At 52.8% G+C, this 12080-nt stretch carries 11 protein-coding genes; 5 read left to right on the plus strand and 6 right to left on the minus strand.

All coding sequences use genetic code 11. The features are described 5' to 3' along the window. Positions 1-58: 58 nt before the first annotated feature. Positions 59-154, minus strand: coding sequence for a stress response membrane protein YncL (gene yncL / locus OGY13_RS12425; RefSeq protein WP_071524268.1), 96 nt, complete (start codon positions 152-154; stop codon positions 59-61). A 192-nt stretch (positions 155-346) separates the two neighbouring features. On the opposite strand from yncL, the gene OGY13_RS12430 reads away from it, so the two are divergent. Then, entirely contained in the window at positions 347-520 is a 174-nt protein-coding gene (locus OGY13_RS12430; protein ID WP_003020198.1) for a GhoT/OrtT family toxin, read from the plus strand. 19 nt (positions 521-539) lie between these two features. Here the strand turns inward: OGY13_RS12430 and OGY13_RS12435 are convergent, their stop codons facing one another. Genes OGY13_RS12435 through OGY13_RS12445 form a run of 3 tightly spaced genes read right to left on the minus strand, consistent with a single transcriptional unit; the run spans position 540 to position 6992 of the window. Then, a complete protein-coding gene (locus OGY13_RS12435; RefSeq protein ID WP_213752757.1) occupies positions 540-2702 on the minus strand; it encodes a virulence factor SrfC family protein in 2163 nt (720 codons plus the stop codon). Next, positions 2699-5680, minus strand: a complete 2982-nt coding sequence (locus tag OGY13_RS12440; protein ID WP_213752756.1) for a virulence factor SrfB — start codon at positions 5678-5680, stop codon at positions 2699-2701. The genes OGY13_RS12435 and OGY13_RS12440 overlap by 4 nt, the downstream gene beginning before the upstream one ends. 4 nt (positions 5681-5684) lie before the next feature. Beyond that, complete coding sequence (locus tag OGY13_RS12445; RefSeq protein WP_213752755.1) at positions 5685-6992, minus strand: SrfA family protein; 1308 nt, start codon at positions 6990-6992, stop codon at positions 5685-5687. 282 nt (positions 6993-7274) lie between these two features. Between OGY13_RS12445 and OGY13_RS12450 the strand changes: the two genes are divergently transcribed. Both OGY13_RS12450 and OGY13_RS12455 read left to right on the plus strand, forming a co-directional pair. Further along, positions 7275-8873, plus strand: a complete 1599-nt coding sequence (locus tag OGY13_RS12450) for an ABC transporter substrate-binding protein (RefSeq protein ID WP_213752754.1) — start codon at positions 7275-7277, stop codon at positions 8871-8873. A 17-nt stretch (positions 8874-8890) separates the two neighbouring features. Continuing rightward, entirely contained in the window at positions 8891-9124 is a 234-nt protein-coding gene (locus OGY13_RS12455; RefSeq protein WP_048235333.1) for a YdcY family protein, read from the plus strand. 64 nt (positions 9125-9188) lie between these two features. On the opposite strand, the gene OGY13_RS12460 is transcribed toward OGY13_RS12455, so the two are convergent. Both OGY13_RS12460 and OGY13_RS12465 read right to left on the minus strand, forming a co-directional pair. After that, positions 9189-9638 (minus strand): DMT family transporter, encoded by a 450-nt coding sequence (locus OGY13_RS12460; protein WP_048235334.1) that lies wholly within the window; start codon positions 9636-9638, stop codon positions 9189-9191. Continuing rightward, entirely contained in the window at positions 9635-10153 is a 519-nt protein-coding gene (locus OGY13_RS12465) for a GNAT family N-acetyltransferase (RefSeq protein ID WP_048235335.1), read from the minus strand. The genes OGY13_RS12460 and OGY13_RS12465 overlap by 4 nt, the downstream gene beginning before the upstream one ends. 37 nt (positions 10154-10190) lie before the next feature. Between OGY13_RS12465 and OGY13_RS12470 the strand changes: the two genes are divergently transcribed. Both OGY13_RS12470 and curA read left to right on the plus strand, forming a co-directional pair. After that, entirely contained in the window at positions 10191-10766 is a 576-nt protein-coding gene (locus OGY13_RS12470) for a helix-turn-helix domain-containing protein (protein WP_003833097.1), read from the plus strand. 58 nt (positions 10767-10824) lie between these two features. Further along, the gene (gene curA, locus OGY13_RS12475) at positions 10825-11859 is read left to right on the plus strand and encodes an NADPH-dependent curcumin/dihydrocurcumin reductase (protein ID WP_103285241.1); all 1035 of its coding nucleotides are present in this window, start codon (positions 10825-10827) and stop codon (positions 11857-11859) included. Positions 11860-12080 lie beyond the last annotated feature (221 nt).

The raw sequence follows: 12080 nt of genomic DNA on the forward strand, positions 1-12080 counted from the left end.
TGGCAGAGAGAAGATCCTCTCTGCCAGCGGACGCTGCAATTAATCAAGAAGAGTTACATCAAGCAAACCAGCCGAACCTTGCGGATATCAGACTGAAAAGTCCTACAGCAGCAAATATATTTATCAGCACCACAGTTTTACTGGAAACATTCATTTTTGCCACCTTTCGTTTTAACCCTTATGGGTATAGTACGGCTTATAACTATCCGCAATAGTACGAATTCTGAACATAATGAAAATGGGTTGTTTTACAGCCGTTTTTCTTAAATTAATTAATAAAACTTGATGTGAGTCATGAAAAAGAGCATATTGCGCGCGATTTTCCCTTCTGGCCAGGATGCCTTAAATGTCCCTATACCAAAAAATGTTGGTTTTTTATGCGGTGATGGCCGTCATCACGGCAATCATCACCTGGTTTCTTTCCCGCGATAAAAAGCGGATCCGCTTTCTTAGCGCGGTATTAGTCGGGGCGACCTGGCCGATGAGTTTTCCCGTTGCGCTGATGTTTTCTCTTTTCTGATGACGGCGTATTCGCCGTTTCAGGAGAAAAGCAGGGCATCTAATCGTTTTTTGTCGGTTTCAGAGACATCCTGTGGGTGCTGATATCCCGCATTCTCATTCGCACGGGTGTACAAGGCAACCAGCCAGTCGTAAACGTAACGGCTTGCACCATGCGAGGGTTGTTCATCCAGCTTCGTCAGGCGTAACATCGGCGATTGCTTCGGCGCGCTAAAAATAGCCGATCCTTTTTGGATCCTGCTGGCAGGGCGCTGTTCCTCAGCAACGTCGGCAAATCCAAGCCAGGTAATAAAATCACCAATATCGGCGTGTAACTGCGCGGCACAGACATTTTCGCGCTGCATAATGCGCTGTAAGTGTTGTGGCATCTCCAGGCGATAGCTGGTGGTGACGAGAATGTCGGCAACCTGCCTTAACGTACGGGGATCGAGTCGTAAACGGCGGGCATTATTTTCATCGCGACACCACTGGCGCACGTGGTTAATCCACATTTTGTGTGCCTGATATCCGGTCTCCTGACTTTCCGGCGAGTGTAGTGTGTCACGCACCTCGGCAAACAGGTCAATCTCTTCATTAAATAAACCGCTTACCTGCTCCTCGCGAGGTTGCTGAATACGCAGCAGCGACTCAAAAATGCGCATCGGCGGGAGCAAACCATCCAGCAGTTCGCCATGTTTTGCCGCTTGCGCCTGTAACTGGCGGATCACCGACTCGTGGCTATCCGATTCAGCTTGAGCGGGATTAATCCAGCTTATCAGCGTTTCGCGGATGCGCTGTTGATGCTGCTCGCGTAGAGAAGTCAACCTGGCCTGGCGCTGCTGTGGTGAGGTTGCCTGAGTCAGCCATTCGACAAGACGTTGTAAGCTATGTTTATCCAGCGCCTGCAACGTACCCCAATGCAGCCCGGGCTTGCCCATCAATTGCTGCACGGATTCATCAAGGTTTTGCTGGGTACTAAAACGCGCATCCTGCGGGGTAATGGCCCAAACCACGCCCGGTAATGCGGCATCATGAACAGGTTGGGTATCGTTGACCCAGCCCAACAGCTTGCGGGTGATGGCGGGCGTCTGGGCGCGGGCAGAGACCGCGTTGCAGATTAAGAGCACATCCGGTTGCAGGTGCTGGCGATAATGTTCCAGCATCCAGCCTAATTTTACCTGCCACAGTGGGTTAGGATGAGCATCCGGGGCGAGGGGAATATCGAGCAGATCGACATTCTCCAGCACCGAGTCTTCAACCGTCAGGACCAGCTCGCGCGTGAGTAGCGCCAGTGACGACAAAGAAAGACTGACCGCATTGAGCAACTGATGATTTTCAATCGGATGAACCACCACATCGCTTTGCGTCTCATTATTGCTGGTCAATGCCACCTGGGTCAGGAAACTTTCGGCAGGTAAACCAAAATGATCAACCAGCAGGCTCAGCGGGGCCGCTAATTCTTGCGCGTGTCCGGTTTGTTGCAACGTGTGCGCCAGCGCCAGCCACTGCTGCGTCAGCTCTGGTTGTTCTCCCCACAGTAACGCCCAGGCGTTTGCCCGGGTAGTCAGGTCCAGTGCGGGCAGCAACGTGGCAAACTGATACCATAGTGCATCGTCAATTTGCTGCTGGTTTGCCGGTACGCAGGAGCGCCAGAAACGACCAATTGCCGCAACATCATGTGCGGTAATGCCCGGCACCGGGTGACGCTGACGCAGCGTTTGCCATTTTTCCAGGCGCGCCTCAATAATCGATTTCTCGACCTGTCGGTTGCCCGGGAGCGCGCTGAACTGGGCGATAAATAGCTGTACCAGTTCGGCTTCACTGAGTAATCGCAGACGCAACGGCCATTCGCTATCATGCGGATTTTCATCGCGCGTAAAGCGGATCGCCATATTGGTTGGTGCATGGCCCGGATTAATATGCGAGAAATAATCAAAGCTGCGATCCGGGGTAACAATATTCACTTTGCCAGTGGCATTGCAGCACAATGCCGCCAGCAGATGTGCTTTTGCCGATTGTGAGTGTCCGTATAACCCTATACATCCTTGCGATGAAAAGGTCTCCTTCAACGCAGATTCACTCACTGCGGCTAGCGTAAGCTGTGCCAGCAGGGCATCCGCTTCATCATCAAGACGCGCCGCACGTTGACGGGTATCTACCACCCACTCGATGGCGGCCTGCGCGGTATTTAACATCTTACTCATTTTAGGTACACGCTCCCGCTATCAATCCAGTAATGGCTTCCGCTATGGCGACGGTCTGCCAGCGTATTCAGTTTTAACGTTAAGGCATTGGCGGCAACGGGGGTGCCATCCTGTAACCAGGCATCACTCAGGATGAAGAATTCCGGGCCACTTTCTTTGCTGCCGCCGCGTAGCTGCAGCCGAACATTCAACACGCCATCTCCGGCGATAGTTTTTGCCAGTTCGGCAGAGTTTATGCTGAGCGTATACAGCGGCGTGGCAGGCCAGCGGCTGTTTGCCAGTTGCCGAAATCCTAACGTCACGTTGCCACGTAACGGGAAATGCAACCGGGCATCCAGCTTCGCCCCAGGTTTATCCAGATCAATATCGTGATACCAGATGTTCTCATCGCGCAGGGTATTGACCGTATTATCCAGCACACCGAGAAAGCGTACGGTCGAGTAAGCGCCGATATCAGCAGCTTTAAAGTTAAAACGTGGCAAACGCAAATCCAGCGCCAGGCTGCACAGCATAGCGCCTACTGCTGCGGTCGATTTGGGATTACCAATTCGCCCTTGCTGGCTGAACGGATACCACTCATGCACGCGGTAGTTATCCATCCAGATCATACGATTAACCGGAACAGGTTGCAGATGGCGGATCAACGCCTGTACACCCGGTAAACAGGCGGGTCTGCCTGTTACTAATAAAATATCGCAGCGATAGTGTGAAATGGCCTCACAAACCGCGTGCAGTGGGGAAGTTAGGGTAAATTGCCCCGCCAATAGTGCTTCTTGTAACTGCCTGAACTGTACCTGTAACGGCACGCTCAGAATATCAAACGCTGGCGACCCTGCAGGCAACGCATGATCGATAGCCTGTTGGATGTAGTTCATCACGTTGCGCGTGGGTTGTTGACTCAGGAGTTCGCCAAAGGTGGCATGTAGCCCGGCGACCGGATCGTTAATATCGCTTTGTTCCCAGGCAGAGAGGACCGCATGACCGAGCGGCATAAAGAGCTGCAACGCCGTTTGTTGACGCAAAATCGCCTGGGTGTCAATGCGACCAGAATCGCCAAATAGCGTGGCCAGCAATGCGGCGGCGTCGGTCACGCCAGCCTGTTGTAAGCGGGTTTGCAGTGCAGGCAACACGCAGCGCTGAATCACGTCCAGCAGCATGTCATCGCCCGCAACTTTAAAACCTTCACGGAACAGCAGATGCGGGGTAATTTTGACGTTCGCGCCAACGCCGTCATCAAGCTGGTAATGAACGACGGCCATATCCGTTGTCCCGCCGCCAATGTCGATCGATGCCACGCGCAGTGCACGGCCTTTAGTCTCACCAGGCTCTGGCAAACGGTCCGGGCGGGCAAGAGCGTTAAAGAACGATTCGGTGTGGCCATCGTAGTGTGAGATAGCCTCGTTATACAGCCACACCAGTTGCCCGCAACTGGCTTCATCCCATTCCATCTGAATTTCAGGTACGGGAACCACACTTTTTTCCTGCTGCTTACGGGTGGTGAAGTCTTCATCCTGCGGGTGCCAGCCCATCGCTTTCCAGACCAGGGCAATAGCTTCAAACATGCGCAGGCGGAAAATCTCGCGCTCCTGTTTGGGCATCGCCGACGGTAGGGTCAGGATCAGCGTCCGTAACTGACGAGGAGACGCCGGGAATCCGAGGCGCAAACGCGTCGCTACGCTGTTAATTTGCCCCAGCGCCTGGGCCAGTATTTCGCACAGCATATGCGTCATCAACGTGCTGCGGCTGTATTGTGGTGAGAACACAGGCAGACGATCGTCCTGCGGCAGGCTGAACAGCGGTTGCCCGTCATCGTTCATCAGGTTCATCAGCGGGAAGGCGGTAGCCAGCGGTTCGCGCTGGGTTTTGCCATTCATCTGGCTAAAGCGCCAGTCATGTAACACCGGCGTTTCATCCCACAGATAGCGGCGCGGGCTTGAGATCCCACTGTTGCCCTCGGTGCCCATACGCTGCATCGCCAGCTTACGGGCTTCATCACCCACACGTACAATCGACGGCCAGATAAAGGCGTCATCACGTCCGCTCTCAACGGAAAAGTGCTGCTTACCAAAGCGTGCTTCGGAAAACTCCAGCCGACTGGTGAATAGCGGATCGTTGAGGAACTGCGGCTCGCTTAACGAACGGACCTGCAATTCAGCGGTCTGACGCAGCCCGTCATTGGCATCCCCGTGATCTTCAATCAGGACACCACAGGTATGGGTATTACCGATATCCAAAATAAGATCGACGGGAATGGCGGGGGTGCTAAGGGTGTGCGTAACCAGTTTCACTTCCGGGACGGAAAGCTGCTCACCTAACAGGGTCAGCACATTCAGCCAGTGCGCCTGGTATTCAAAGTTACGCAGCGCCTGCTGGATCTCTTGTTCTGAGCGGTTCTCATGTTGGGTGACATGGTGCATAAAAGATTCGCGCAACCAGCCGTCAATCCAGGTCTGGTCAAGGAAATCAGCAATTTCGTTGTCATGCCAGGCCAGCGCAAACCGTGTACCGTTAAGCAGATCATTTTCGTTGGGGGTTAACGCCGCAGGGGCATTTTCAGTAAGCTGGCTGTCCAGCGCTACGGTAACACGGTGGGTGTTGCCCGCGCTGTCCGGCTGCGGCAGCTTTCGCACCTGCACGCGTGCCCAGTTATCCGGGCCTTCAACAAACGTACGCGGCGGGTTAAAGCGCAAAAACGGCAGCGGCAGCCAGACGCCGTCGAGCACGTCCAGCGAATAGTGTAGCGTCTGAGTACTTTCCGGCTTCACCACTTCGGGTTGCGCGCCGGTGCTGCCCGGTAGGGTATAGCGTCCTGACGTCAGATCGAAGTCTAGTCTCAGTAGCGGACCGTTTGCCGTTTTGCGCACAAAGCGTCCAAGGTGCGCAGATTCCTGCGGCGTGAGGCCGAAATCCAGAAATTGCACACCGCTATTGGCGATGAGCGTCACGCTCTGTTTGTAATCACACAGATTCACCAACATAAAATCAGGCACCTATCTTTTTGATCGTCAGAGGGATTTCCGCGTGATCGTCATAACGCGCGGTACAGGCGGCGACGTCATTGGTTCCCGCTTTGCAGGTAATTTCTGGCATTGGATAACGTGAACCGTCGGTACAACGGGCATTGCCGCGACTCTTAATCATTAATTCACCCGACTGGTGCAAACCAGAGAAAATCTCGGCACGACAAACAATGTTGTCACCATGAACCACGCGCGCAGTGCCTTTATTGGCCTGGATCTGATAGCGCAGCGACGGCGCTTTGCCGCTCACCGGATCTTTAACATCGACCATGACGCGCCAGTTACCGTTGAGAAAACGCGTCGTTCCTGCCTTCATCTGGTTGGCATCCATCACCAGCGCATCTTTTGGAATTGCGGCAATCACCACAGGTCCTTCGACAGGTTTCTCTTTCTTCGCAGCTGGAGTCACTTCAGCACGATGCAGGGGCAGTGCAGATGTCAGTGCTGGCAGCGGTGCCATATCAACCTTAGCGACTTCAATAGCGGCTACTGCGGGTACGGGCTGGGTGGTCTGTTGCTTCCACAGCAGCGGCCCAACGATGGCTGCAATAATCACTGCGACAACGGGGAGGCTCCACAGCGGCAGGCGGCGTATGGGCTTCTCATGTACCGGCGGCGCAGTGACTTCAGGTTCGTTAACAATAACCGGGGGTTGAGGTTCAGGTTCAGCCGGTTTTGGCAAATCAACGACCGGTGTCAGTAAGGGGGCATCGGCCTCGGCAAAGGTAATTTCCGGTGCGATTTCATCTTCCTGTTCTGGCTCTGCTACTGTAACCACAGGAGGAACATCGGCAATGCGCAGGCAGTCGAGCACATCGTCGCGGGGATTTTCATTCAAATTGACGAAGCCCCAGAACGTAATAACGGGTTTGCCATCAACCAGAAACACGTGATTTTCACCGGGAAATTGGATGGCTTTTTCGAGCAGCGAGCCAAACAGCTGTAGGGAAGTTTTCCCCGATTGCAGGCTTTTACGGCTCAGGGTCGCCGCATTTTCCAGCGTGCTCCCCAGATAGCGCAGCGCACGAAAACGTGCTTCTTCATCAGCGGCTTTCCACGCCACGGCTTTCCCTTCTATCGGGGAATACCAGTCAACCCGATCGCCGTTGTCGTTAATTTGTGGGATCGCCAGACAATCCACCATCGCCTGCTGTTTACGCAGACGAAGCGTTTCACGAATTTGCAATGCTGAATCAAACACGGCCTGACCACCGCCGCCCACGGCCTGATAGTCATCCAAATTGCCGCTGCGCAAGAGAGTTTTTGCCACGTTGTTACCCCTTAGACTTCTTCACGTATCTACTTTACGTTTTATAAAAACGAGCAAACGGCGAAAGAGAGGCAAAAAGGGGCTAATTTTCATGGCATAGAGTGCCGGGAAAAATCTTGACGTTTTGAAAAAGACTTAAGGGAAATTAATTCGCTTGGAGTGATGAATTATTCAGCGAAATACACCGGATTAGAATAACCTGATAGTGATTTGTTATTGGTCAGTTTTTGTCAGCTATGCTCTGATATCCCTGTTAATAATAAAATAAGAAGGCTTATAACCATGATTGCAAGGAAAACGTTACTCGCGCTGGCTCTCAGCGCCGTCTTACCGTCAGGCGCTGCGTTCGCGGCCAATACTGACACCATCATCTATTGCTCTGAAGCATCTCCGGAGTCATTTAACCCGCAAATCGCCAGTTCAGGTCCTTCATTTGTGGCCAGTTCACAGGTGCTCTACAACCGACTCATCAACTTTGATCCAGTAAAGAATACCCCGATACCGTCTCTGGCAACGGACTGGACGATTTCCCCGGACGGTAAGACTTATACGTTTACCCTGCGTCAGGGCGTGAAATTCAACAGTAATAAATTCTTTAAACCGACCCGCGACTTCAACGCAGATGACGTGATTTTCTCGGTATTACGGCAAAAAGATGCCGATCATCCGTATCACAAGGTTTCTCAGGGAAGCTACGAATACTTTTACGATGTTGGTCTGGATAAACTGATTAAAGAAGTGAAGAAGCTCGATGATTATCACGTTCAGTTTGTCCTCAATGAACCTAATGCTGCGTTTCTTGCCGACTGGGGTATGGATTTTGCCTCTATCCTTTCTGCGGAATATGCCGACGCGATGCTGAAAAAAGGCACCCCGGAAAACGTTGATAACTGGCCGATTGGCACCGGGCCTTACGTGTTGCAACAGTACAAGCAGGACTCGCAAATCCGCTATCTTGCCAACCCGAACTACTGGGATGGCGCCGTTCCAACGAAGCACCTGATCTTCTCAATCACGCCAAACGTCCAGACGCGGCTGGCAAAACTGCAAACCAATGAGTGCCAGATAATCCCGGCACCAGCCCCCGTACAGTTTGACGAGATTAAAAAGAATAAAGATTTGACGCTGCATGCGGTTGAAGCGCTGAACGTCGGATATCTGGCGTTTAATACCGAGAAAAAACCGTTTGATAACGTACTGGTGCGTCAGGCGCTAAACTACGCGACCGATAAAAAGGCCATTATTAACGCCGTCTTTTTAGGTTCCGGTACGGTGGCGAAATCGCCGATTCCGCCGAATATGATGGGCTTCAATAAAGATCTGCAGGATTACACTTACGACCCGCAAAAGGCGAAAGATCTGCTGAAGCAGGCGGGGCTGGAAAACGGCTTTGAAGCGACGCTGTGGTCAATGCCGGTTCAGCGCCCTTACAACCCGAACTCCCGACGGATTGCTGAGATGATCCAGAGCGACTGGGCAAAGGTGGGCGTGAAGGCGAAAATTGTGTCGTACGAGTGGGGGGAATATCTCTCCGGAATGCGTAAAGGTGAGCATGACACCGCGTTGTTTGGCTGGATGTCAGACAACGGCGATCCGGATAATTTCGCCGATGTGCTGCTGGGCTGCGACAGCATAAAAACCGGATCTAACGCCGCGCGCTGGTGCGATAAAGAGTATAATTCGCTGGTTCAAAAGGCGAAGCTGGTGAGTAAACCGGAAGAGCGCGCCGCGCTTTACCAGCAATCGCAAGAGATTTTCTACCAGCAGGCTCCGTGGATAGCCCTGGCAAACGGTAAAACGTTCTACGCTACGCGCAGCAACGTCAGCGGATACAGCGTCAGCCTGATGGGCAGTGATTTTTCAAAAGCAAAATTAAATTAATGAGTTAAGGAGAGGTTATGTCGCATCTGGATGAGGTCAGCGCACGTGTTGATGCCGCCATTGAAGAGAGCGTCATTACGCATATGAATGAATTGCTGATTGAGCTCAGCGATGATATCGCGTTGAGCCGGGAAGACCGCTATACCCAGCAACAGCGTTTGCGTACGGCTATCGCACATCATGGCCGTCAGCATAAAGAAGATATGGAAGCCCGTCGCGAACAGTTGACCAAAGGCGGCACAATCCTCTGATATTTCACTTATCCGACCTACAGGCACGTTCTGTAGGTCTGATAAGCGAAGCGCCGTCAGGCAATTAAAATGAACGTCTCGCCACCAGCCACGCCCCGATGACCAACAGCACCGCGCCACAGACCGGACCTACCAGCGCCCGCAGCGGCACGCCGTGACTACGTAGAATATCCAGCACCAGCCCGCCGATTAACTGGCTAGCCACCAGCACCGCGATAGTGGTAGCGGCACCCACATTTTGGTACCCACTGATGCTGGCGAAAACAAAGAACGATCCCAGCAATCCGGGGATGAGTGTCCACCAGCGCACGCTGGATACCAGTTCTCCAAATCCCACAGCTCCTTGCTTAAACCACAGTATGCTGACAAACAGCACGATCCCGACAAGCGAGTTAAGTAACATGGCGATGAGGATCGTCGAAGACGTCTGGGTGATGCGTACCATCAAGGTATTTTGCACCACCAGACCAATACCTGCGGCAATCAGAAAGGAGAGGGTCAGCGTCTGGTTCATCTACGGGCATCCGGATCGCGGCGATCGTCTAGCTGTAACTGCATGAAGGTCAGATCCAGCCAACGGCCAAATTTGGTTCCAACCTGCGGCATTTGCGCGGTGGTTTTAAAACCCAGCAAGCTGTGCAGATGCAGTGATGCCTGATTCTGAGACTCAATACCTGCCACCATCACATGCTTGCCGCATGCGCGGGCTTCGTCTATCAGTCTGCTGAGCAGTGCCCGTCCTAGCCCTTTTCCCTGATGTTCAGGATGAACATACACCGAATGTTCAACGGTATGACGGAAGCCATCAAAGTTACGCCAGTCGCCAAAGGAGGCGTATCCTGTAACCACGCCATTCTCTTCACTCACCAGCACCGGATACCCCATCAATTGGCGGGCTTCATACCAAGAAATACGGTTTTCGGCATCGACCGTTTGATCGTTCCAGATAGCCGCCGTATGCAGTACCGCATGGTTGTAGATTTCTGCAATGGCGGCGCAGTCTTCTTTGCTGGCAAATCGAATTGACATGTTGAACCTCAGGGGTTGTTCACTATAGTATTACAATATGAATACTATTGAAGACAGCATAAATCAACGGATCAGTGCAAGAATTCGCATTGAGCGGGAATCTCGCGGTTGGTCACTCACGGAACTTGCCGAGCGCGCGGGTGTGTCGCGGGCCATGATCCATAAAATAGAGCGCGGCGAGAGTAGTCCAACGGCTACGCTGCTGGGCAGGCTTTCCGGCGCGTTTGGCATCAGCATGTCTACCCTGATTGCGCGGGCTGAAATGCAGGAGGGCAAGCTATTGCGCTTCGTCGATCAGCCTGTTTGGCACGATCCACAAAGCCACTATCTGCGCCGCCATGTTTCACCGCGCAGCGATCTGCCTATCGATCTGGTGCAGATCGAATTACCCGCCGGAAGTGATATCCCGATGCCAGCCTCTTCCTATGTGCAGGCCAGACAACTTATCTGGTTACAGCAGGGGGAATTAGTCTTTGTCGAAGGGGACGTACGCCATGAAATGCAGGCAGGTGATTGCCTGGAACTTGGCCCGCCGAATGACTGTCGGTTTATCAATGAAACCGCGCAACCCTGCGTTTACCTGGTTGTGCGGTTAAATCACGTCGTCAGCTAAATAGCAGGAACGGGCTGCTACTATTGATGGATTCATGCAAAAAGCAGAGGAGCACATCATGGGTCAACAGACTAATCGTAACCGTCGTTGGGTACTGGCTTCCCGTCCACATGGCGCGCCAGTCCCAGAGAACTTCCGTCTTGAAGAAGATGAAGTCGCAACACCGGGCGAAGGCCAGATGTTGTTGCGCACCGTTTATCTTTCCCTTGATCCCTACATGCGTGGCCGCATGAGCGATGAGCCATCTTACTCACCACCAGTAGAGATTGGTGGTGTCATGGTGGGGGGTACCGTAAGTCGCGTGGTGTCATCCCACCATCCGGACTACCAGCCAGGCGAATGGGTATTGAGCTACAGCGGTTGGCAGGACTATGACATCTCCGACGGTAACGGGCTGGTGAAGCTTGGCGATCATCCCGAGCATCCCTCCTGGGCGCTGGGTGTTATGGGTATGCCGGGGTTTACCGCTTATATGGGCCTGCTGGATATTGGTCAGCCAAAAGCGGGGGAAACGCTGGTGGTAGCTGCCGCAACCGGGCCGGTTGGCGCAACGGTCGGGCAGATCGGTAAGCTTAAGGGTTGTCGGGTGATCGGTGTGGCGGGTGGGGCAGAGAAATGCCGACATGCCACCGAGGTATTGGGGTTTGATGTCTGTCTCGATCACCACGCACAAGATTTTGCGCAACAACTGGCAAAAGCCTGTCCGCGGGGTATTGATATTTATTACGAAAACGTCGGAGGAAAAGTATTTGATGCTGTCCTGCCGTTACTCAACACCTCAGCGCGGATCCCGCTTTGTGGCCTGGTCAGCGGTTATAACGCAACGTCGCTTCCGGCCGGACCTGACAGATTACCGCTGTTAATGGCAACGCTGCTGAAAAAGCGTATCCGCATGCAGGGTTTTATCATTGGTCAGGATTATGGACACCGTATTCATGAGTTTCAGCGGGAGATGGGGCGCTGGGTTAAAGAGGGCAAAATCCACTACCGCGAGCAGGTGACCGACGGTCTGGAAAATGCGCCACAAACCTTTATCGGTCTGCTGACCGGCAAAAACTTCGGCAAGGTAGTGATTCGTCTTGCTGAGGATTGATGCGTAAAGGTGGAAGACGGTGAATGCCTGTAACCAGGCCTGCTTCGTACAAAATGTAGGCCTGGTAAAATGCCAATGTCGTTATCTGGTATTCATGGAGAAAATAAGAAGGTTACTACCCGAAAGCGAATAAACACTCCACATTGAGATAAATAATGATTACTATTCTCATTCTTAAAAAGGCAAAACCATGATTTTGCTCATTGAAGCTATGTGAAGCA

The organism is Citrobacter sp. Cpo045 (assembly GCF_030332875.1).
Lineage (GTDB): Bacteria > Pseudomonadota > Gammaproteobacteria > Enterobacterales > Enterobacteriaceae > Citrobacter > Citrobacter portucalensis.